Annotated in this window: 15 protein-coding genes; 9 read left to right on the top strand and 6 right to left on the bottom strand. The window is 52.9% G+C overall.

The genetic code is table 11. The annotated features are described in order from the left end of the window. The first annotated feature begins 68 nt into the window (after positions 1-68). The 3 genes from LG201_RS05150 to LG201_RS05160 all read left to right on the top strand — a co-directional run bounded on the left by LG201_RS05150 (position 69) and on the right by LG201_RS05160 (position 2,077). Positions 69-602 (top strand): Spy/CpxP family protein refolding chaperone, encoded by a 534-nt coding sequence (locus LG201_RS05150; RefSeq protein WP_226771090.1) that lies wholly within the window; start codon positions 69-71, stop codon positions 600-602. Positions 603-753: 151 nt separating this feature from the next. Then, positions 754-1,263: a hypothetical protein gene (locus tag LG201_RS05155; RefSeq protein WP_226771091.1), complete on the top strand. Its 510-nt coding sequence runs from the start codon at positions 754-756 to the stop codon at positions 1,261-1,263. Between the two features lie 193 nt (positions 1,264-1,456). Next, entirely contained in the window at positions 1,457-2,077 is a 621-nt protein-coding gene (locus LG201_RS05160; protein ID WP_226771092.1) for an EF-hand domain-containing protein, read from the top strand. Positions 2,078-2,111: 34 nt separating this feature from the next. Here LG201_RS05160 and LG201_RS05165 read toward each other — a convergent pair whose 3' ends face one another. Further along, positions 2,112-2,678: a hypothetical protein gene (locus LG201_RS05165; protein ID WP_226771093.1), complete on the bottom strand. Its 567-nt coding sequence runs from the start codon at positions 2,676-2,678 to the stop codon at positions 2,112-2,114. A gap of 61 nt (positions 2,679-2,739) precedes the next feature. Continuing rightward, positions 2,740-4,641 carry an ATP-binding cassette domain-containing protein gene (locus LG201_RS05170; protein WP_226771094.1) on the bottom strand — a complete coding sequence of 634 codons (1,902 nt, stop codon included), beginning with the start codon at positions 4,639-4,641 and terminating at the stop codon, positions 2,740-2,742. Between the two features lie 230 nt (positions 4,642-4,871). Here LG201_RS05170 and LG201_RS05175 point away from each other — a divergent pair, with 230 nt between their 5' ends. The 6 genes from LG201_RS05175 to LG201_RS05200 all read left to right on the top strand — a co-directional run bounded on the left by LG201_RS05175 (position 4,872) and on the right by LG201_RS05200 (position 15,849). Then, positions 4,872-8,735 (top strand): YhdP family protein, encoded by a 3,864-nt coding sequence (locus tag LG201_RS05175; protein ID WP_226771095.1) that lies wholly within the window; start codon positions 4,872-4,874, stop codon positions 8,733-8,735. Positions 8,736-8,786: 51 nt separating this feature from the next. Then, positions 8,787-9,647, top strand: coding sequence for a carbon-nitrogen hydrolase family protein (locus tag LG201_RS05180; protein WP_226771096.1), 861 nt, complete (start codon positions 8,787-8,789; stop codon positions 9,645-9,647). Between the two features lie 160 nt (positions 9,648-9,807). Beyond that, positions 9,808-11,283 (top strand): metalloprotease TldD, encoded by a 1,476-nt coding sequence (gene tldD, locus LG201_RS05185; protein WP_226771097.1) that lies wholly within the window; start codon positions 9,808-9,810, stop codon positions 11,281-11,283. A 65-nt stretch (positions 11,284-11,348) separates the two neighbouring features. After that, positions 11,349-11,648: a DUF2934 domain-containing protein gene (locus tag LG201_RS05190; protein ID WP_226771098.1), complete on the top strand. Its 300-nt coding sequence runs from the start codon at positions 11,349-11,351 to the stop codon at positions 11,646-11,648. A gap of 171 nt (positions 11,649-11,819) precedes the next feature. Then, positions 11,820-15,224, top strand: a complete 3,405-nt coding sequence (mfd, locus tag LG201_RS05195; protein WP_226771099.1) for a transcription-repair coupling factor — start codon at positions 11,820-11,822, stop codon at positions 15,222-15,224. Position 15,225: 1 nt separating this feature from the next. Further along, complete coding sequence (locus tag LG201_RS05200) at positions 15,226-15,849, top strand: DedA family protein (RefSeq protein ID WP_226771100.1); 624 nt, start codon at positions 15,226-15,228, stop codon at positions 15,847-15,849. 101 nt (positions 15,850-15,950) lie between these two features. On the opposite strand, the gene LG201_RS05205 is transcribed toward LG201_RS05200, so the two are convergent. The 4 genes from LG201_RS05205 to LG201_RS05220 all read right to left on the bottom strand — a co-directional run bounded on the left by LG201_RS05205 (position 15,951) and on the right by LG201_RS05220 (position 24,527). Further along, positions 15,951-16,898: a choice-of-anchor A family protein gene (locus LG201_RS05205; protein WP_226771101.1), complete on the bottom strand. Its 948-nt coding sequence runs from the start codon at positions 16,896-16,898 to the stop codon at positions 15,951-15,953. Between the two features lie 312 nt (positions 16,899-17,210). Continuing rightward, positions 17,211-20,606: a UvrD-helicase domain-containing protein gene (locus tag LG201_RS05210; RefSeq protein WP_226771102.1), complete on the bottom strand. Its 3,396-nt coding sequence runs from the start codon at positions 20,604-20,606 to the stop codon at positions 17,211-17,213. After that, positions 20,603-23,341 (bottom strand): PD-(D/E)XK nuclease family protein, encoded by a 2,739-nt coding sequence (locus tag LG201_RS05215; protein WP_226771103.1) that lies wholly within the window; start codon positions 23,339-23,341, stop codon positions 20,603-20,605. Before LG201_RS05215 ends, LG201_RS05210 begins: the two co-directional genes overlap by 4 nt. Before the next feature lie 145 nt (positions 23,342-23,486). Then, a complete protein-coding gene (locus LG201_RS05220; protein ID WP_226771104.1) occupies positions 23,487-24,527 on the bottom strand; it encodes a M48 family metallopeptidase in 1,041 nt (346 codons plus the stop codon). Positions 24,528-24,532 lie beyond the last annotated feature (5 nt).

Here is a 24,532-nt window from a genome sequence, read left to right on the forward strand (position 1 = left end):
TAACAGCAACTTACAGGAATGGACCGCAGAATTCAGCCACAACCTCACATTAAGATGAAAGTAAAGCCATGAAAACATATCGCGCCCACCTAACACCATTGATCATGATGACCGGGCTATTTTCGCTGATATCAGGCATGGCCCATGCCGAGCCAAGTGAATTCCCTGCCCCCGGTCACGAGCCCCCTCCATTTCATGCCGGCCATGAACCTCGCACCGGCTTATTTGATTTGCCTCCACACCTGTCAGGGCTAGACCTGAACGAAGTACAGCAAGACAGGATATTTGTGCTGTTACATGCTCAAGCCCCGGCAATCCGCGATAACTTCAAGCAGCAACACAAGCTGCGTGAAGCATTGAACAAGCAGGCTAGTGGCTCGGATGTTGACCAGAAGAAAATTCGACTGCTGGCAGAACAGCTGGGCAAGCTCATTGCCGACTCGATTGTCACTCGTGTGAACACAGAAGTGAGTATAAAAGCGCTCCTCACTCCAGATCAGTTGGCAAAATGGGAACAAGTCCAAACCCGCACCCATGGCCCACGTGAGCAACGCCCACCCATGTTGGAGAAAAAATCGGGGGAACTACTTCCCCCCCGCTAGGTCATGTTTTACATAAGGTAAGTATTAGCACTACCGGGGCAGACTGGGATTTTGCTGTCTGCCTCAGCATGAAAAACTCAGGAATTCCCGTCATGGAAAATAGCAGTGCGCTAAGACTGCTAATGAACATGACCGAATAAAGGAGATCATCATGGTTAGCCCTATCAGTCCTATCAATGCAAGTGCTTCAACGATTAATAGCCCATTGCCTGTCAGGCAAACCGGCCTTAACAATAGCAGTGTTGCTAGCGTGCAAGCCGTATTGAACAATCTTCAGGCAGCCAATGTTCCAGCACAGGAACAGGCGACCCTGGCCACACAGGCCAATGCAGTGAGTACCCTCACGGTCAACACTAACAATCTGGTCAGTCAACTGAACAGCCAGCTGGATACCTCAAGATTGGAAAGTGGCCTTTCCATACTGGAGTTTGACCAGGCAGACATCAATCTTGATGGTCGGGTTAGCCTCGGTGAGCAGCTCGCTTTTCAGCAAAACCAGCAGACCGCCGCATTGATTGATGCAGCTAACCAGGATAGAGACCGATTAGCGCTTCAAACCAGCTTTGCTAACAATCCTGCGCAGCAACAAAGCTTGCTGGACTCGGTGTATACCAGCACAACCGTGACTCAAAGCGCAGCATCACTTTCGCTCAACGTATAGTATTTAGCCCTTGATTACCAAGCCCCTATCTAGGGGCTTTTTATATATTCTTTGCGTGGAATCAAGCTCTTTCAGCAAATTTACACAGCTTTACCCGGCTTTACACCTTGGGCCCAAAAAACTCGGGCATTCTGGTCGTTAGCAATTGCATGCGGAAAAAAGCCGCTCCCAACGACCAAACAAGGAGAAGATCATGATCAGCAGCATTAATGGTAATGCCTCTCAAATCGCCAGCTCGATATTCAGCAAAATTGATACGAACAACAAAGGCTATATCGAGCAGGCGGACCTGCAAACCGCATTTAACGGTATTGACAGTTCGGATAGCGACAGCAGCGTGAATGAACTATTCAGCGCGCTGGATAGTGACAGCGACGACAAATTGACCGAGAGTGAACTGACGGATGGCGTCACCAACCTGTTAAGTCAGCTCAACAGTCAGTTTGATAATGCCCGCGTTCAAGGCGGTATGCCCCCACTTCCTCCCCCTCAGAATGAAGGCGAGGAAGATGAAGGTTATACCCAGAATGAATTGGAAAGTATTGCTTCCAGTACATCGGACAGCAAGCTGTCCAGCCTGATGAGCAATGTAGCAGCCAACTTTGAGGCTGCAGACACGAATGAGGACGGCAAGGTCAGTGCAAAGGAAGCCATGGCTTATGAACAATCCCAGCAGCAACAGGGAAATGCCAGCCAAGCTCAATCTGAACAAGCGCGGGCAGGCAACAAAATCAGCTTACAAATCAGCCAGCTGATCTCTACCTACGGCAATACCGAACAAAGCAGCAGTAGTTCTCTTTCACTCGCTGCCTGAACGCCATTGATCAAGGCAGCACAGATGGTGCTGCCTACTCGCTGGCAAAAGCCTCGCACAACATGCTGAGCAAGGCACCCAACATCGGGATAAGTGCTTCCTTCTCAAATGGCGCGTCTTCGTCGGTGGCTGCAATCACAAAGGCAATCAGTGCTTTTTCCAGGTCCTGGCGATAATTCATCCAGTGCTCTGACTCCGCATCACCAATTAACTGGTACTTATGGCTACCAGACTCAATGATCTCTGCCAGCTCTTCATTTTCAAGTTCTGAGAACAAGGAACGCGCAATTGTGACTGCAGCCGTTTTGTATTCTGGCTCAATCCCCTCATCAGCCAGCGGCAGTGTCAAATACGTATAAATCAGCATGGCATAAGCTTGATACACAGCCAGCATGTCAAAATTTTCGAGGCGTTCGTCCGCAGGTGAGCGCTCTGCCTGCTTGATGGCACGGAAAGCGATATAACAAGCCAGATAGGTAGCCGCCTCAATTACGTCATAATCTTCCAGACTGGTACTAGGAGGTTCGCTATCTGCACTGCGCGCCTCATTCAGGCAAAGTACGTAAAGCAATATCAGGCGTTTAGAGTAAGTGATATCCATCTTGATCCTTTTTCATTGTTAACAGGTCGCTTGAGGCCGCACCATATGCATGGGCATCAACCTAATTGACTTCGGGCAGTGCTTCCAGCTGCTCCTGTAGCGCCAGCCATCGCTCTTCAGCCTGCCCTATGGATTGTGCCAGCTCAGCCTGGCGCTTGAGCAAGCCTTGCAACTTGCTCTTATCCGGATCTTGATACAGCTCAGGCGCTGCCAGAGCCTGATCCAACTGATCTTTTTCTGGCTGCCAGCTTGCGATTTTCTTTTCCAGTTGCTCGGCTTCTTTCAAAATAGGACGACGCTCTACCAATCTCGCCTGGCGATCTGCCTTGCTCTGTGCCCAGGCATTCTTGCCGCTAGCAGGCAAGGTTTTTTCTTCCGCCGCTTTTTCCTGCAGGCGCTGTTCAGCCAGCCAGGTCTTATAATCATCCAGATCACCATCAAACACATCGGCTTTGCCATCCGCCACCAGCAAGAAACGGTCACAGCTGGTACGCAACAATGCCCTGTCGTGCGACACCAGCACGACTCCCCCCTGATAGTCCTGTAAGGCAAGGGTGAGGGCATGGCGCATTTCAAGATCAAGATGGTTGGTAGGTTCATCCAGCAATAATAAATTGGGGCGGGTCCAGATCAGCAAGGCCAGCGCTAACCGTGATTTTTCTCCGCCGGAAAATGCGCCACAAGGGCTGGTTGCCATCTCGCCACGAAAATCGAAGCCACCTAGATAATTGCGGTGCTCCTGTTCGCGTGTTTGGGAATCCAGGCGCAGCATATGCTGCAAAGGGGACTCATCAGGACGTAACTGCTCCAGCTGATGCTGGGCAAAATAGCCGATCTTGAGCTCTTTACCTTCCACGCGCTTGCCCTGCAATGGAGACATATTGCCTGCCAGCAACTTGATCAATGTGGACTTACCCGCCCCATTGCGGCCCAGCAAGCCCAGCCGTTCGCCTGGGCGCAGGGTCAACATGATGCGCGTGAGTATGACATTGTCCTGATACCCGGCATCCGCCTCATCCAGCACCAGTAAAGGGTCTGGTGCCGCAACCGGGTCTCGGAAACCGAAACTGAACGGGCTATCCACATGGGCAGCACTAATCATTTCCATGCGCTCCAATGCCTTGATACGGCTCTGCGCCTGCCTGGCCTTGGTGGCTTTAGCACGGAAGCGATCGATATATCCCTGCAGGTGAGCGACCTCACGCTGTTGGCGTTCGTAATTGGATTGTTGCTGGAGCAAACGCTCCGCACGTTGCCGCTCAAAATCTGAATAACCACCACGGTAGAGCGTGAGCTTCTGTTGCTCGATATGCGCGATATGATTGACGATCGCATCCAGAAAATCCCGGTCATGCGAGATCAGCAATAAAGTACCGCGGTAATCCTTGAGCCAGTTTTCCAGCCAGATGACGGCATCCAGGTCCAGGTGATTGGTCGGTTCATCCAGCAATAGCAGGTCTGAGCGGCACATGAGCGCGCGTGCCAAATTCAGCCGCACACGCCAGCCACCAGAAAAATCTGATACAGGTCGCTGCAGGTCGGCGCTGCTGAACCCCAGTCCATGCAGTAATTCAGCCGCACGCGCACGCGCGGAATAGCCTTCGATCTCCCCGAGCCGGGCATGCAGCTCGCCGACGGCCTCACCCTTGCCATCAGTCTCTGCCTGACGCAACGCAGCTTCCACCTGCCGCAACTCAACATCCCCATCCAGCGTAAATTCAATGGCAGGATCACTCAGGGCTGGCGTTTCCTGTGCCACATGCGCAATGGTCCAGTGCTGAGGTATATCAAGGTCGCCAGACTCAGGATGCAGCTCGCCCCTGAGCATCGCAAACACACTGGACTTGCCTGCGCCATTGGCACCAGCAAGACCCACTTTATGCCCAGGATGTAGCTGAAAAGATGCGCCTTCCACCAGCAGCTTGACGCCACGTGCAAGATTAATATTTTTAAGTTGGATCAATGCAATTTACTCAATACTGAATCTCCAGCGTGAATATTGGTCACACCGGAGTATCACGAAAAGCGATATTGTAAGCTATGAAGGGCTACTTTCGTGCCAGAAGGCTGATTCAAAGCGTTTAAGCGTTGACCAATAGCCACGCCAATGAAATACTCTGGCTTACTTCTCAAGAATGCTTCTGATGGCACAAGTCATGCGGTATTAGGCCGATGACGCTGCAACAAAATAATATGGTCAAAAACTCCCTGCTCTGGTGTTACCGTGCCACACTTGCCGCGCTATGGTTCATCATCATTGCGTTTTCCCTTATCGTGCTCAGCTTGCGCTATCTGGTATTGCCCAATGTGGGTGAATATCAGGGAAAAATCACGCAACTGGTAAGTAACGCAATGGGGCAACCCGTCACCATAGGTAAAATCCACGCAAGCTGGAATGGCCTGAATCCAAGGTTGAGCCTGCATAACATCGACATTTATGACCATGAGAACCGCGTGGCACTCTCATTTGATCATATTGAAACCAGCTTGTCCTGGCTCAGTATTCCCCTGCTGGAACCACGCTTTTCCTCCATCATTATTTATGACCCCGCATTAACAATACGTCGTGAAATTGATGGCACGGTCTATGTTGCTGGTATTCCTACTGGCGGCCCGGCACGACCACAGTTCACCAACTGGCTGTTGCGCCAATCCCACATCAATGTCAGCAATGCGACCATTACCTGGCAGGATGACTTACGCAAGGCCCCCCCCCTCACCTTGACCCAGCTTAATCTGCGTATCGACAGTCCAGCCTGGGAAGGCCTGGTTGGTCATCACCGCTTTGGACTGCAAGCACAGCCCTCAGCAGGCTCGTCTCAGCCCATCGATTTGCGTGGAAACCTGTATGGCAAGGATATCAGCCAGCCTGATCAGTGGCACGGCACACTATATGCCCATGCAGAAGGCACCAACATCGCGGCATGGCGCCAATGGTTGCCACAACTAATGGATATCCGCCAAGGTTATGGCGCTTCACGGCTTTGGCTAGAGTTTGCAGACGGAACCCCAGAGAAATTGACTACGGATGTGCTATTGAGCAATGTTGTTAGCCGCATGATCAAGAACCAGCCTGATGTTGCATTGGATAAACTTTCCGGGAGGCTGACTTGGATCAAGCACAAGGATGGACAGGAAGTCCGCGCCGAGAATCTCAAGATCGCCACGCCTAGCGGCCTGGATATGCAAAGCGGGAAGGTAGTGATACGTGAACGCAAGCAGGGCAAACAGGAAAGCATTGAAGGCCAGATAGCATTGGATGAAATTCAGCTGGAATCTGCACATGCACTGGCAGCTTATTTCCCCATTCCAGAAAAACCCATGCAGGCCCTGGCCGCCATCCAGCCTGTAGGCATTTTACGCAAGCTCAATCTGGCCTGGAACAGTCATGGCGGCTTTCCGGAAACCTACAAACTGCATACCCAGTTCAGTGAACTAGGTATGCAGGCTTATGGGCACATTCCCGGCTTTAGCAAGCTCAACGGTACTATTGATGCCAGCGAAGCAGGTGGCACTGTGGCACTGAATGCAATAAATGCAGAGGTTGATGTCAAGGGCATACTGCGCTGGCCGTTACCCGCAGACAAGCTTAGCGGGCAGATAAAATGGCAGACCAATGACGGCAAAACAGATGTGCGGGTCAATAATCTGGCCATTTCAAACAAGCACCTGGCAGGTGCCATCAACGCCAGCTTTCTGAACAACCATGTGAAAGGCGGCATGCTGGAGTTGGCAGCCAAATTCAACCGGGTAGACGGTCAATATGCCCGCTTTTATTACCCATTGGTGTTGGGTGAAACCACCATGGACTGGCTGGATACCTCGATTCGGGCGGGTAAAAGTGAAGATGTCAGCGTCACTATCAAGGGACATTTGCATGACTTCCCATTTGATGGCAACAAGAATGGCCTGTTCCAGGTAAAAGCCAAGATTCACGATGGTGAGCTGGAATTCGCCCCTGGCTGGCCCAAGATTGAAAAAATTGCCCTGGACATGCTGTTCCAGGGCAACCGCATGGAGCTCAATGCCACCAGTGGCAGCACACTTGGCACCCAGGTCATCAAGAGCAAGGTCGTCATTCCCATTCTGGACTCCCACCAGCCTGTCCTCAGTGTCATCAGCGAGGGACAAGGGCTGGTCAGCAATGGCATTCAATATCTAAACAACAGCCCGCTCAAGGACATCACCGGCGGCTTTACCCAGGGCCTACAAACCAGCGGCAACGGCAAACTGGCGCTTGACCTGCTGATTCCATTGCACGATACCGATGCCACCAAGGTCAAGGGCAGCTATACGATCACCAACGGTACACTCAGCAGCGTAGACGTCCCCGAGCTAAGCCGTATCAACGGCAAACTGGAGTTCACGGAATCTATACTACGCGGACAAAATCTCAATACCTGGGTGTATGGTGGCCCGGCCATCGTCAACCTGGCCTCGGATAAAGATCGCATTATTCGTATCAATGCACGCGGGCGTGTCACCGATGCGGGACTGCGTGCTGGCTTTGGCCCAGGTTTCTCCGACCGTATTTTTGGCACCACTGATTGGTATGGCGATATCAATATCGCGCCTAACCAGGCAGATATCTCGATCCGTTCATCATTGGCGGGCATCACATCCAGCCTGCCATTCCCATTGAACAAGAGCAGCGATGAAAAAGTCCCGCTCAAAATAGAGAAAAAACAGCAGTCTCCCCAGCAGGATACGATCAGTATCAATTACGGCAATATCCTCGGCGCAAAATTGCTACGCACCAAGCAAAATGGGGCTTTGGCGCTGGAGCGCGGCGACATCGCCTTCAACACCCTGGCTGAACTTCCCCAGCAACCAGGGCTGACCGTGCATGGCAATATTGACCACCTGGATATTGATGAGTGGCGCGCACTGTCCGAACGTTCAGGTACCGCCAATGGCAATACCAGCAATGGGGCCAGTTCGAACAATGCCAATATCCGGAAAATTGATCTTTCAGTTGCCAAGTTTGATATTTTTGATCGCCGCATCAACGACCTGAAACTGAATGCCAACGCGATCAAGGGTGGCTGGCAAATGAATGTGCAAAGTCAGGAAATGAATGGTGATATCCAGTGGCTCAGCCAGGGCAATGGCAAAATCGTTGCCCGCCTCAAACGACTGTTATCCCCTTCCGCCACGCCGGACACAGCGGTATTGCGCACTCAGGGGAAATTCAGCCAGCAGGGGAATATCACCGAATATCCATCCCTGGATATCGTGGCTGACAGTTTTGAGTTTGGCAAAAAGAAACTGGGCAAACTGGAGCTATTAGCCAGCGAGCAGGATGATGACTGGAGTATAGAAAAACTGCGCATCAGCAACCCGGAAAGCGAGTTGATGGCAGAAGGTGAATGGCATAACTGGAAGCGCGCTCCGAACACACGGCTTAACATCAACTGGAAGATCAGCGATCTTGGCCAAACCCTGGAGCGTTTCGGCTACCCAAGTACAATCAAGGGAGGCACTGCCAACCTGACCGGACAGCTCAAGTGGCCAGGCAGCCCACATGAATTTGAAACGACATTGCTGAGCGGCAACCTGCAGCTGGATGTACGCAAGGGACAGATTCTGAAAATACAACCAGGTGTCGGACGCCTGTTCAGTGTATTGACATTGCAAAATCTGCCGCGTCGCCTGACGTTTGATTTCCGCGATGTGTTCAGCAGCGGCTTTGCCTTCGACAAGATTGGCGCCAATGTCAGCATTGATAATGGCATTATGCGCAGCGATGACTTCCGCCTGGAAGGCCCAACGGCATTGGTGGAAATGAAAGGGGAAACCAATTTGCAGAAGGAAACCCAGCACCTTCGTGTCAAAGTTACCCCCTATATCAGTGACAGCCTCTCGATTGCTGCCCTGGCAGGCGGCCCGGTAGTGGGCGCTGCCACTTATATCGCCCAAAAACTGTTGAAAGACCCATTAAACCAATTTGCTTCCTCGGAATACGAGTTTATCGGCACCTGGGATAACCCGGTAGAAGTGAAGGCAGAAAGCAAAACAAAAAATAATGATCCAGCGGTCACTCCGCTAGGAAGATAAATGCAATAAACGATAGGCACAATATAAGCCCAACTGTCCGGAACCCAAGCCATGGCGATCAAATCAGGTGACAAAGTCACTAAAACCAAACACCCCAAACACCCGACTCCCGGCATCCATAGAATTGCCGCCATCCAGATGGCCTCAGGCCCCTATGTGGCAGCCAACCTGAGTGAGGCAGAACGCCTGATCGAGATTGCCGTCAACCAGGGCGCCAAGCTGATCGCGCTACCTGAATATTTCGCCATCATGGGACTCAAGGATACGGACAAAGTAGCTGCATGCGAGAACGAAGGCACGGGCCCCATTCAGCGATTTCTTTCCAAAACAGCCAAGAAACACCAGGTATGGCTGATTGGTGGTTCAGTTCCCCTGGCCACGGACAATCCGGACAAAGTACGCAATGCCTGCCTGGTATATGACGACAAAGGCAAACAGGTGGCTCGCTATGACAAGATCCACTTATTCGGCTTTGACCTGGGAACCGAGCATTACAAGGAAAAAAACACCATAGAACCGGGGTCAAAAGTGGTGACCGTGGACACCCCTTTTGGCAAGCTGGGACTTTCTATTTGCTATGACTTGCGTTTCCCTGAACTCTATCGTGCCATGGGCGAGGTAGACATTATCGCCATCCCTTCGGCTTTTACCGAAACCACCGGCAAAGCACACTGGGAAAGCCTGGTACGGGCACGTGCCATCGAGAACCTGTGCTATGTGCTGGCACCCGCACAAGGTGGTTATCACGCCTCTGGCCGTGAAACGCATGGCAACAGCATGATTGTTGATCCCTGGGGCGTGGTTCAGGATAGATTGCCTCGTGGTTCAGGTATCGTGATTTCCTCCATCAACACCGCATATATGCAGAGCCTGCGTAAAAGCCTGCCTGCACTGAAACATCGTACGCTGTGATACGACACCAGAATGAGTGATCCAGATTGAAAAATCATATTCAGCCCCAAGATACCCTTTAACAGAGCATCAAATTACAGAAAATCCTTAGCCCCTAGCCGCAAAACGGCTGCTATGATGGTTAACAGTCGTATTCCGCATTACTTTAGAAAAGCAAGCCATGAAACCCGATACTTTGCCCACTGCTTCAAGCCCTGCCGAACACTCTCACTTCCATACAGCGAGTGAGACTCTGCTCGCCCCCACCGGGCTGGATGTCGGGCATCTGCAGAATGTCATCGGCAGCATCATGTCGCATAAAGTGGACTATGCAGACCTCTACTTTCAATATAGCCGTTCAGAAAGCTGGGGTTTGGAAGAAGGCCAGGTCAAATCCGGCAATTTCAGCATAGACCAAGGAGTAGGCGTACGGGCTGTTAGTGGCGAGAAAACCGCTTTTGCCTACTCGGATGACATCAACCTGCCAGCGCTACAGCAAGCGGCCAATGCCACGCGCGCCATTGCTTCACTGGGCTCTGAGCAACAAGGAAAGATCATCCAGAAGGTACAGGCGCCGCAACTTTATTTGCCTCAGGACCCGATTGCCTCCTTGAGTGCCGAAGCCAAGGTGAAGCTACTGGAAAGACTGGAGCTGTTCGCACGCAAGGCAGATTCACGCGTCACTCAAGTGATGGCCTCGATTGCCGGCGAATATGAAGTAGTCATGGTGGCACGCCACGATGGCGTGATGGCCGCCGATATCAGGCCGCTGGTTCGCGTGTCCATCCAGGTAATTGCAGAACACAATGGTCGTCGTGAGCAAGGCTCGGCAGGCGGCGGCGGACGTTTTGATTATAGTTACTTCACCGATGACGTTTTACAGGACTATGCCCAGAAAGCCGTCCATCAGGCATTGGTCAACCTGGAAGCACGCCCTGCCCCGGCTGGCAGCATGACCGTGGTACTAGGTGCTGGCTGGCCTGGAATCCTGCTGCATGAAGCCATCGGCCATGGGTTGGAAGGCGACTTCAACCGCAAGGGAAGCTCGGCTTTCAGCAATGCCATTGGCCAGCAAGTCGCAGCCAAAGGATTAACCGTGGTGGATGACGGCACGATTGCAGATCGCCGTGGTTCACTGAATGTGGATGATGAAGGCAACCCGACGCAGCGTACAGTACTGATTGAGGACGGCATCCTGCGTGGTTATTTGCAAGACAGCCTCAATGCCCGCCTCATGGGTATGGCGCTGACTGGCAATGCGAGACGTGAATCCTATGCTCACATCCCGATGCCACGCATGACCAACACTTACATGTTGAATGGCAACATGGCGCCAGAAGAAATTATCAAATCCGTCAAGAAAGGCCTGTACGCTGCAAACTTTGGCGGTGGTCAGGTCGATATCACCAGTGGGAAATTTGTATTTTCTGCCGCTGAAGCTTGGATGATAGAAGACGGCAAGCTGGCTTATCCCGTGAAGGGAGCAACGCTGATCGGCAATGGTCCTGACGTGCTGACACGTGTTTCCATGATAGGAAACGACATGGCGCTGGATAGCGGCGTGGGTACCTGCGGCAAGGAAGGTCAAAGCGTGCCTGTCGGTGTTGGTCAGCCAACATTGCGCATAGATGGCTTGACGGTAGGCGGAACGGTTTAATATGATGGCGTGAAGGTTACCGCCTGACAGCAGCATGGAAGTCCCTCTTAACGAAAGGAACCGAAATGGCTACACCCAAAAGTACTACCGCAAAAAAAAGCACCACGCCCAAAACAGCCGCATCAGCAAAGCCTGTAGTCGCAAAGAGCACCGCAACGCCCAAAGCAGCCAAGACAACGGCTGCCAAGGCAGAAAAATCTTCCACCAAATCCATCAAGACCACACACAAGATCAGCCCTGAAGAGCGCTATCGCATGGTGGAAGTAGCGGCGTATTTCCTGGCTGAACGCAATCACTTTGCAGGCAATCCGGTGGAATACTGGAGTGCGGCCGAAGCGCAAATTAGCAAGCTATTGGCAAAATAACCCAGCAATAAGTAGTCAAGTGACTGTAAGCAAGCATGATCCATCGCTGCATATGCTGCCAGCTATGGGTTGTGCATGCAGGTATAAATCCAGCCTCCTCAATCCAGCATAGCCGGGCATCCCCGCTAGCGGCTATAATATGCCGCTTATTCAATATGTAACGGCACTCTCATGCAGTTTTCCCTGCCCGTTCCGGCACCCGGTCATTCAACACGCATCAACCCACTGGCTCCTGGCACAGATAGCCTGGCGCTCGCCCAGCTGGCGCAGCAACGCCTCGCGGAATCCGCCAAGTCGCCACTGGTGGTGATTACAGCCAGTGCCTTTGATGCGCAAAGGTTGCTGGAGGAAATCCCTTGGTTTGCGCATGAACTGCGTGTGTTTATGCTGCCGGACTGGGAAACCCTGCCTTACGATCACTTCTCGCCCCATCCGGACCTGATCTCGGAACGCCTCGCCACGCTCTACCAGATGAGCCAGAATACCTGTGATGTGATTCTGGTGCCAGCTTCCACTGCGCTGGTGCGCCTGCCACCGCATGCATATCTGTCAGCACATACCTTTATGCTGAAAAAAGGCCAGAAGCTTGATCTGGAAGCACTGCGTACACAATGTGCCGATGCTGGTTACCATCATGTCAGTCAGGTCATGAGTCCGGGAGAATTCAGCGTACGTGGCGGCCTGGTCGATTTATTTCCCATGGGCAGCGTACTGCCATATCGGCTGGACTTGTTTGATGACGAAATCGAGACCATACGCACGTTTGATGTGGATACCCAGCGCAGCCTCTACCCGGTAGCGGAAATTCGGCTGCTTCCCGCGCGTGAGTTCCCTCTGGATGAAAACGGTATTTCACGCTTCAGGCAAAATTTCCGTGAGACTTTTGAAGGGGATCCTTCGCGTAGCCGTATCTACAAGGACATCTCCAAAGGCCAGGCAAGCGGGGGCATAGAGTGGTATCTACCGCTGTTCTTTGAGCAGTCCTCTACCCTGCTTGACTACATTCCCAAGACTGCGGTGCTATGCATGCATGGCAACCTGGACACTGCGGCTCAGGCCTTTTGGCTGGATGCCCAGTCGCGCTATCGACAATTGGCACACGACCCAGAACGCCCCATTCTTAAACCAGAAGCCTTGCTAATCAAGGCGGATGAATTTTTTGGCCAAAGCCATGCCTGGGCTCGCATCCAGCTCACGCTGGATCCAGAGAAAAAACTGCCCGCACTAGAGATAGATCGCCGGGCTGAAAAACCATTACACAAACTGCAGGATTACATCCGCCGTTTCAAGGGTCGTATCCTGATCACGGCAGAAAGCCTTGGACGCCGGGAAACCATGGCCCAGCTGTTTAGTGATCACCATATCACTTACCAGACCTGTGATAGCTGGACCACATTTGAGCATGGTGAAGATAATGTCATGCTGGGTATCAGCCCCTTGCATGGAGGTTTTGAGTCAAGACATATTACCGTCATTACCGAAGCTGAACTCTATGCCAACACCGTGCGCCAGCAACGTCGGCGCGACAAGGAAAAGCAGCGCAATACCGAGGGCATGCTCAAAGATTTGTCCGAGCTACGCGAGCACGACCCGGTGGTGCATGAGCAGCATGGCGTAGGCCGCTATCGCGGGCTGACCAATATCGACTTTGGTGAGGGAGAAACCGAGTTTCTGCTGCTGGAATATGCCGGTGATGACAAACTGTATGTCCCGGTTTCGCAGTTATTCCTGATTTCCCGCTATTCTGGCGGCCCGCCAGAATCTGCCCCTTTGCACAGGCTGGGTAGCGGTCACTGGGAAAAAGCCAAGAAAAAAGCCCTGAAGCAGATCAGAGACACTGCTGCAGAGCTGCTCAACCTATATGCCCAACGTGCTGCACGCAAAGGCCATGCATTCAAGCTCAGTTTGCAGGATTACGAAGCCTTTGCCGAGGGTTTCCCGTTTGAAGAAACCCCGGATCAACTCTCCGCGATTGAAGCCGTCATCAGTGACATGCAGTCTGGCCGCCCCATGGACAGACTGGTATGTGGCGATGTGGGCTTTGGCAAGACAGAGGTTGCATTACGTGCCGCCTTTGTCGCCGTCATGGGCGGCAGGCAAGTCGCCGTATTGGTCCCTACTACCCTGCTGGCGGAACAGCATTTTAATAATTTCAGTGACCGCTTTGCCGAATGGCCGATCAAGATTGCGGAAATCTCCCGCTTCCGCACGGCCAAGGAACAAGCCGAGGCACTAAAAGGCCTGGAAAATGGCAGCATTGATATCGTCATTGGTACCCACCGCCTGATCCAGAAAGATATTCACTTCAAGAACCTGGGCCTGGTCATCCTGGATGAAGAGCACCGCTTTGGTGTACGACAAAAAGAACAACTGAAGGCCATGCGTGCCGAGGTCGATGTATTGACGCTGACTGCCACGCCTATCCCGCGTACCTTGTCCATGGCGATGGAAGGCCTGCGCGAGTTCTCCGTGATTGCCACACCACCGCAGAAACGGCTGGCGATCAAGACTTTCGCAACCGATTATTCTGAAGGCATCATCCGTGAAGCGGCCATGCGCGAATTCAAGCGCGGCGGCCAGGTATATTTCCTGCATAACGAAGTGGATACCATTTTTGTCATGAAGGAAAAACTGGAACGTATACTGCCAGAAGCCCATATCGGCATTGCGCATGGTCAATTGCGTGAGCGGGAACTGGAACACGTGATGCGTGATTTTTACCAGCAACGTTTTAACTTGCTGCTATGCACCACCATCATTGAAACCGGCATTGACGTCCCCACCGCGAATACCATCATCATGAACCGCGCCGACATGTTCGGCCTGGCCCAGCTGCATCAACTGCGTGGCCGCGTAGGTCGTTCCCACCACCAGGCTTACGCCTACCTCCTGACCGACCCAGACCGCAATATCACGCCACAGGCGCAAAAACGGCTGGATGCCATCCAATTGCTGGAAGACCTGGGAGCAGGCTTCCACCTGGCCATGCATGACCTTGAAATCCGCGGGGCAGGCGAATTGCTAGGGGATAACCAGAGCGGTGAAATGCAGGAAATCGGCTTTACACTCTACTCCGATATGCTGAGCCATGCGGTCAAGCAACTCAAGGCAGGCAAGGAACCTGATCTTTCAGCACCCCTGGGCGTGACTACCGAAATCAACCTGCACACCCCTGCCCTATTGCCCAATGATTATTGTCCTGACGTGCATGAGCGCCTGGTGCTTTACAAACGCCTGGCCAACTGCAATGACGACGATGACCTCGATACCATGCAGGAAGAGCTGATAGACCGCTTTGGTCTATTACCGGAACAAGGCGATGCCTTGATGGCCTGCCACAGGCTGCGTATCGCTGCCAAGCCTCTGGGCATCAATAAAATAGACGCCAGTGACTCAGCCATACAATTGCACTTTGCCCAAACCACGGAACTCGATCCGACCAAGCTGGTGAGCCTGCTACAACGCGATCGCCGCTGCCGGATGAATGGCCCGGACAAACTACGCATCACCGTACAATACGTGGATATTTCTCAACGTACAGACTTCATCAAGAATCTACTCAAGGAGCTTTCTTAACATGCTGGAAAAACTCATTGCCGCAGTTGCAGCCTGGATCATGGGGGTGATCTCCACCATGGGCTATGGTGGCATCGTCCTCTTGATGGCGATTGAATCCGCCTGCATCCCCTTGCCTTCAGAAATCATCATGCCATTTGCTGGCTTTCTGGTCTTCAAGGGAGAAATGACGCTCTGGGGCGTCGCATTGGCAGGGGCTGTGGGCTGCGTACTCGGCTCCATTCCAGCGTATTACCTCGGCATGTTTGGTGGACGTCCACTGGTTGAGAAATACGGCAAATGGGTATTGATTTCCCATCATGACCTGCATCTGGCGGATCGCTGGTTTGCAAAGTATGGCGATATCATCATTTTTATCGGACGCATGTTACCTGCTGTACGCACCTTTATTGCTTTCCCCGCCGGGGTTGCGCGCATGCCTATGGGCAAGTTCATTGCATATACTTTTGCCGGTTCATTGCTCTGGTGTTATTTGCTTGCCTATGCTGGCATGAAGTTTGGGCAGCACTGGGAAGCACTGGAAGTCTACTTCCACCAGTTCCATATTGTCCTGGTGGTAGTCGGTGTCATTTTTGCGGTGTGGTATATCCGACGCCACTTCAAGGCCATGCGTCACCTGCCTTAACTCCCATCCTCAACCAGCAAAAAGACAGAGGGCGTGGGTAATACAACCCCACGCCCTATGCCTCCTCTATCCCCCCCGGGATTCAGATGGTATGGCCTAGATTACATTCTGGCCAAAATCCTTTTGCGACGAGTCGCTGTAAAACCAATCATTACCAGGCCAGCCAGCAAGAGCGCATAGCTGCTAGGTTCAGGCACAGCTGCTGTCACACCGGCAAACAAGGATGAGTTTGCAGTAGCAAAACCACCATTGCCCAATGTGAATGCATTGTTCCAGCTCTCGCCAACCACTGTGCCATATAAGTTACCTGAACCATTGATGGTAGCGTCCACCGCAAGAATATTGGCATACAGCGAAGCGTTCTGCAGTGTCACACTGGTCGCTTCATAAAAGTTGAACAGCACATTGTAGTTGCTACCCAAACTCTGCCATTGCCATCCCAATGTTGCGCTTGTGCCAGCAACGTTAAAAATCAGCGTGGTGCCTGTGGCGATACTGGAGAAAGACAAGTTGTTAAAGCTAGAAAACTCACTGGCATTCAAGGAGAAGAACTCAACGTTGGATCCAGAGCCTGTGAATATCTTGCTGGCTTGGTTCCATTGATCTTGTGCAGCATAACTACCAGTAGCTCCCACGCTGGCAAGTCCGCTGGACAATGAAGTCAGATAGGTTTGGGCTGCAGCAAAATCCACTGGAGCAGATACCGTCGCGGATGTATCAACTTGCCCAGAAACGGTATAGCCCTGGCCTTTATTGTTTGTGCCACCAACCCAGAGGCTGCCATTAGCACTACCACCCCATGGAGTTGACCCAAGATTGCCACCGATGACTGCCGCATAATCATTGTGCTGGTTATTACCAATACTGTGACCATTCAGGCTTGCACTACCACCGATTGCCAAGGCACCCGCCGTGGAGTTACCGTTCGTGGTGTAATCTCCAAAGATAAACGCGTTGTAATCACTAGCAACCCCAAGATCAATCGTGCCCGCTGTTGCCGGAGCAGAGATCACTGCCAATACTGCCAACAAGCCTAATTTCATTTTCATCGTTATACTTTCCATTTAAGTGTAATGTGCCACAGCAGGTTTCGTTTGATTACTAATAAGCAACTCATATACCAATTGTGCCAAACGCATACCACCGACACTTAAATAATTAAATTACCATTAATTTTCAATAAGTTAAATTATTTACAACACCATCCAAAAAGTTTTACGATGCTTGATTAATGGCCCGGGTAGTGACAATTTTTCCACAGGAGTAACAAAATTTTGACACTACTTGTCATTTTTTCGTCATTATCGACCAGGCAAAACCAAGACAGGACAACTATCCTGCCTCTTTGGACGTTTTAATGATCAACGCGACAATTCGTATAAGCGACCCAAAGACATCAAATACACCGCGAGCCTGATGGGCAAACCCTCATCTGCAAACAATGTCGCATAGGCTTCAAGTTGTGGCCTGAAGGGTTCTGCCGCCTTCCTGATGGTAGAGAGATCGGCATCTTCAGCCAAGCGGGTGGACTTGTAATCGATGATCCAGCGTTCGCCATTCTCGATAAAGGTACGATCAACCACCAAATGCTTGATGCCTGCATCCACCATGGCGCCCATGGCAAGCTCAGCAGCAGCGCTGTCACGTCGCTTTAACACCCAACGACCATCCTCGCTCTGTAACGTCAGTTGCAGTAACTGCACAACTTGCGCCGCACCCTTGTGTGACGCTGCTGCATCGTGGCCTTGCTGCACCAACCAGCGTGACATGACGGGCTGCAAGCTGCTGAGACGTGCAGCCCAATCATCCAGGATCTTATCCGCTCCGAGCGCCATCATCTCGACATAACGATGTACCAACGTACCGACACTCGCCTCCAGGCTAAGCAAACTAGTGGATGAATCATTGCCCTCATCAACTGGGTTCTGTTGCCATTCGTCATGCCTGACATCATGAAATACCGCCGGAATACGTGGTTGAGCCAGACGTATCAATTGCGGCGTGAAGTCCTCAATGGCAAGGGTTGTGGAATTAGCTATTAATGCCTGTGGCGACCAGTTTTCTGCCGCCTGCAGAAAATCCGCAACCACATGCGGCCACAACAAATCAAGAAACGTCCCGCTCGCTGGCTTGATTTCCCCCTTGCTATTCAGGTTCACACTCCCCAGCAAATGCAGACTACGCTCTGTACGTGTCGCTGCCACATAGAGAACACGTGCATCCTCATTATCGGCACGCTCTTTCTCCAACAGTTTCAAATAGCTGTATGGAGTCACCTCATCTTTCGCCGCCGCCCCTTTAGGGATAAATGGCGCTGCCACCAACTCGATATTCACGCCTGCATCGGTTTCAACTGCCACTTCCTCCCATAACAGCAGCGGCGTGTCATTGCCGCCAGTCTTTCGTTCCAGGCCGGGCAGAATGACAGTATCAAACTCTAGCCCCTTGGATTTATGGATAGTCATAAACTGCAATTGACCACTGGCATGGATATCCGGGGCGGCGTAGAGCTTTTCCACCTCTTGATTCAGTCGTTCCAGCGTCAGCTGTCCCTGGTTTTCTAGTTGGTCTACCAGCCTGAAATAAGCCTGCACATCGACAATGTCACCCGCGTCCCACAGACATTGGGCGCCACCCAGCATCAGCCAGGTGCTTTCCAGCCAGCGACTCACGGGTAATCTGCCCTGATGTGCCAAGGCTTCAACCAGCACCTGCCGCAAGTGCAAGGCGCGCGCCTGACCATCTGCACTCATAGACTGCAGTTTGTGTGCATCCATGAGCAAGGACCATACAGTACGCACTCGGTCATCCGCCGCCAACACATGCAGGTCGGCCAGACTCAGACCACACCATGGTGCACGCAATATGGCCAGCCAATTGACGCGGTCAGCACGCTGGAACAGGGCATGAGTGAGTGCGAGTAAATCCTGCACGCTCTGGCGGCCTGCCAGCGATTCAATCTCCACAGCCTGAAAATGCAGGTCGGCATGATGGCGCCGTATCTCAGCCACCAGTGTGGCCAAATGGCTACGTGCACGTACCAACACCGCGATACGTCTTGCAGGATATTGCGCCCATTCCTGGCGGATTATCTCCACAACCTGTTCCGCCTCGCGGATGCGGGTCACCTCGGTCGCTTCATCCTGGCTGGCAATCAGGGGATGCACATTTACACCAGTACCAGCCTCATCGTCACGTGTAGCGACAAACTCCCGGTAGCGGATAGCCCCTTGCACTACGCTATCCTGGGCTGGGAATACCCGATCAAAGGTCTTGTTGATCCACTCAATGACAGGCGGACAGGAACGGTTGTTACGGCAAAGTTGCAGACGTTGCAAATGCAGATCGCCTATGCCTTCTTGTGCCACCTCCAGGAACAGGCCAACATTGGCCTTGCGGAAGCGATAGATGGACTGCATGGGATCACCCACGGCAAAGAGGGTACGCCCATCATCAGGCATCCATCCCTGCGTAAGCCGCTGCAGCAGCTTGACCTGGCCCGGGCTAGTATCCTGAAACTCATCCACCAATAGATGACGGATACTGTAATCCAGCTTGAGGGCCAGCTCTGTCGGCGTGCCCTCTTCATCTTCCAGCGCCTGCAACGCACGTTGTGAAACCTCGACGAAATCCACTTCCCCAACCTGCTGGAACACCAGCCATAGCTGTGCTACCGCCAACTTGAGCAATTGCGCCAGCGCAGCCACCATCTGCCAGCTTTGTTCATCATGGCGATAAGGCAGGCAACGTAACCTTGCCAAGGCATTTTCAGCACCGGCAGTCGCATGCAGGGCATCGACCACCGCTGCCAGTTGCTCCTTGAATGGCTTGGACTCGGGAGTCGGCGGGAAACCATTTTTGACGTTCACCGTCTTGCGCAAAGTGCCAGTACCTGTGAGCAGCAAATCAGCCAGCGCGTTCCAGACGGGTAAGGCCTGGGCAGTGGCTGGTACCGGTGTATCCCAGTCACGCAGCAAAGCCACGGGAACCTCGCAGGCCAAATTGCCTGCCGCAAATCTTGCAGCAGGCATCAAGGCCTGTTGCAATCGCTTGTCCAGAATCTGCGCCGCGGCTTCGATATCTTGCGCAATCAGATGTTGCAGGGCAAGCTCTGCAGCCTGTGGTGCATCTTGCCGATTGGCATAGTCCAGCCATTGATCACGTTTGCCCAGCATGCTGATGAGCAACTGCGTCAGTTTCTGAACATCATTGTCCACATAACGCAAGGCATGTCGTACTGCTTCACCCACACCCTCGTCATCCACCATGGCCAATGTACGTTCGGCTGCCGCCTGGTAATGGGGATTGGCGTCATCACTCACTGCAGGCTGGCTGCCAAAGCGGCTTAACAAAGGCATTTGACGCGCAAGATGGCTGCTGAGAGAGTCTATGGTAAAGATGCGCAGACGCGAGGGTGTTTCCAGCAACTGCCAGTGCAATGTAGCCGCATGCTGCAGCGCCAACTGGCCCAACTGGAAAGTCAGTTGTTTATGCTTCTGCGCCGGCACCACGCCATTTGCCGCCATCAGCAAACTATCCAGCACGCGTGCACGCATTTCTGCCGCCGCCTTGTTGGTGAATGTAATCGCGATAATTTCTTCCGGCTCCTGCACCATGGTCAGCAAGCGCAGAAAACGCTGTGTCAGTAGCTCGGTCTTGCCTGCCCCCGCAGGCGCCTCGACAATGAAGGACTCCAGATCCAAAGCACGCTGACGGCTATGGCTATCTTCCTGTAACAAGAAATCCTGCTCACTCATCGCCCATCTCCGGCCTGGGCTTGTTGCCGCTCAAACTGCAAACGCCGCTCCGGGATGCGTAGCAATGGCAACACTTCACAGTAGGCCAATTGTTTTTCATCATTCAACCGCACAGCAGCTTCCCCACTTTTCAGCTCCTGCACAATCGCCGTCACACTGTCACGCCAATGCGCCAAGACTGAGTGCCAGTCAGGAAAGTCAGATTCAGGAAATAATTCACGGGCCTTTTTCTCGTCCAGGCCAGGAACGGCAGGCAGGACGACATCAGCAGAAAGTCCTGCAAAGGCATGCTCTGCTGTCTTGACCATGGCAAAGCAGATGGCAGCAATCTCGCCATCGCCATGTTCATCTGCCAGTGAAAAGGCCGCGTAAACAGGTAATTGGGGCTCGGTGATCCGCGTTTCAGCCCAGTTTTTGGTATCGGGTTTACGCCCAGTCTTGTAATCCATGATGATACGGCGCCCATCCTCCAGCAAATCAATGCGATCAATGATGAGCGTGATATCCACGCCTTCAATCTTCACTTGCTGCTTTTGCTCGCTCGCCAGTACCCTGAAATCGGTTTCGCGGGTTTTCTCAAAGTGAAGCCAGGCACCCACTAACTTGATCAAGCGCTCAGTTTCCAGGGCAATAAAAGCACTACTTAAAGGTTCATCACAGGTCTTGGCAAAGGTATCCAGCCCTGCAGTCACGGCAACTGCAAGCGCCAGACTCAATGCGGGTTCATCCATGGCCTGCAGCTCAGCCAGCCCACGTCCGAGCCAGAAGTGCTCCAGTACCGCATGGACCAGGGTACCGCGCTCGGCCGCATCCAGCCCATTGACGGGCGCTTTCAATGCACGTGCATGCAAACGGTACTGAAAATACGCCCAGGCCGGGCAAATGGCTTGCGCTTTCAGTAAACCGGTACCTCCAGAGACATGCTCGCCTTCACCGACAACAGGCGCAAGATGATCATCAATGAACTGCAGTCTGTCTGGTTCCGGGATGGCGAGACGTTCAGCCAGGGTCAATATCTGCGGTAGCTCATACTCCAGTACAGCAATATCCATCACCATAGGACTAAGGCGCAACTCACGTTCACCCTCTTTTTCAGCACTGGAAAAAATCACTTCATGGGCACTTTTCAACAAGCGCTGATGAATAATGGTGGCAAATGCAGCCTGTACCGCGCTATCCGCATTCGGCAAGCCGGCACTACGTTGCATGGCGGCAGGCAATAACGGATTGGGCCTGGGAGCAGGTGGCCAGACGTGATCGTTCATTCCCATCACCCACAGTCCATCGAGCGGCTTACTCACACTCTCCAGCATCCCCATGACCTGAATCTGCACATTTCCTTCGGCCTCGGGCTGGAATATCTGTTCACGACATAATTCATTGAGGCGGGCAATCGCCTCTCCCACCTTCATGGGCTTGACCAGTACATCCAATGTTGCCAGTGCCTGCAACGCCTTTTCAAACGCCTTGATTGCCTGGAACTCGAAACTGGAGCGACTGCGCTGGCCTGGCCAGGCCAGGGCATCCAGCACTTCGCGAATAGTGCTGGCCCAGGCAGAAGGCCTCTGCTGCCTGGGTTGGCCCTGCAACACACTGATTGCTGACTGCATGTGGAACTGCAACTGCTTCAGCATGATCGGCCGCTCTCCATCCCCTGCCTGGCGCACAAACTTGAGCAAGCGCGGCATACTGATCGACAGTGGTAGCCATTCCCGCATGCGGGCATCAAGCTGCGCCCGGGCATCGCCTTCGCTGACCGCTGCCGACCAATAAGGCTGATGCAACAAGCTGGAAAATGCCTGCTGCTCCACCTTGTATTGCGTAAAAAAGCGTAACAACGCGAGCGCTGTCTGCACCACCGGCTGGCTATCCAGCGGCAGGCCTAGAGAGAAATCGTAATGACGTGGTGCCTCCACAGAGGCCGGGCGTACCCATGCCGGGTGTAAAACATCATCCAGCAGGCTGGCAATGCTGTTGCGTAGCTTGGCCAGCTCAGGTACGACTATGCCGAGCCGGGCTTGTGGATTCTGCTGCAACAGGGCCGCTGCCCATCCCACTGCTGCACGGCATTCTGCTTCCTGGTCAGGCAAAGTGACATGTCCATGATGTCCCGCATGTGACAAGCCGATATTGTAGGGTTGTACCCTGACACCGCGCGCTGCCAGTACTTCTTGCAGGTGTGCCACCTGTGGCGTGATGCGGTCAAAACCAGCAAAATATAATATGTCAGGTAGCCGGCCCAGACCTTGTGCCAGCATGTTCACTTGCCAATTGAAATAACGCGGTGCTTCCAGCCAGCCACTTTGCTGGCAACGTAGATTAAACTCTCGCCGCCAAGCCAGAAACTGCGTGACTTCCTCACTCTGCGAGGCCTCTGGAGCAGGCAAGCGCCACTCAAGCAGTAGTCGATGAGCTTCCTGAGCTGCCAGGGCGAGTCCTTTGATATCGAACAGCGCCTGCAACATATCCTCAGACAAACTATCCGCGATCACCTGCTCCCACAGCATGCGCTCCTGCAGACTGCTTAACATACCGGCAGGCGCTTGTTCCAGCTCTAGCTCACCCGTCAGCAAGGCCTGCTCAAATAATCCATCCAGCCACAGACTCACGGTAGATGCAGGTAGTGACGGCCATTGTTTCAAACCGCTGGCACTTTGTGCCTGGTCATGGTCTAGCTGCAAAGCCCGTACCAGGCGTGCAGTGGCACACAGAATCACGGAATCAGTGGTGGTCATGAAATAAAACCAGGGTGTGCTGGCGAGACAATATAAGGAGGAAAGTGAGAGCTTGAGATCATCTGGCCAATTTTACTGCATTCGCGGCAGATAAAAAGCCATCACTCAAAGTCAATACGCATGGATCACCGGGGACGAAAACGGATCAAGCCTTGCAAGCTGGCTTTTCCGCGTCAACGAAGGGCTGAATACGTGCTTGTGTATCGGGATGCGAAGACAGTACCTCCGGCAAATTTCCTCCCTCTGCCTGTTTCTGTAACTTCTGCAAAATCCCTGCAAACGCTTGAGGAGGAATACAGGCCCGCTGTAATGATGCCAGTGCGTACTGATCCGCCTCATTTTCCATCTGTCGCGAATAATTCATCTGCATCAATACCGCGGGCAAGCCTGCTGCGAGAGAGTCAAAGTCTCCGGTCAACGCTACCAGCACCAAGCCGGAAAAAGTGCCTTGCAAGGTTTGCCGCAAAGCATGGCGGCGTTCAACATGCCCTAGTTCATGCGCCAGCACGGCAATAATTTCATGATTGCTCTCAGCTGGATTACCTTGAGCAAGTGCAATCAGCTCATCGGTGATCACCATGATACCGCCAGGCAGGGCCATGGCATTGGCGCCTATGCTGCCACCTTGACGAAACTCCAGCCTGTAGGCCGGGCATTGTGGCTGCTTGAGACAATAGGCCTTGAGGTCAGCGACGATGCTAGCGCGACGTTGTTCCGTCAAGGTGCTGGGCCTGAAATAGCCATACTGATGGTCCATCGCCGCCAATACCTGCTCGCCCAGCTTAATTTCAACGCGCACAGGGGTTGCATGGGCTACCTGTTCAGCCAGCACGGGCACTCCGTACCGGATCATGCCCCAGCCTGCCAGAATGGCCAATACCAGCGAGACCAGGACCCACCCCAGGTGGTTTTCAAGCATATGCAGCCTACGCCAGAACCTGTCTGCAGACGGTAGCCTCAAGCGATCAAATGCCGCAACATCCTCTGTCTCCAGGCGGCCGCCATCAGGTAACTCAATGACCCTGCGCGCACTGCCCACAGCTGCCTGGGGGCGCAATGCAGCTAGCAGGAAAGTCTCTTCCTGCTCTCCATGCACAAAGCGCAAGTGTTGATCCAGCAGGGATACCTCGACCACCTTGGCGCCCGCGGTAATCCCATCAAAATAATCTGCCCTGAACACTGTCATTGCGC

This window comes from Methylobacillus gramineus (assembly GCF_020532675.1).
In the GTDB taxonomy this organism is placed as follows: domain Bacteria; phylum Pseudomonadota; class Gammaproteobacteria; order Burkholderiales; family Methylophilaceae; genus Methylobacillus; species Methylobacillus gramineus.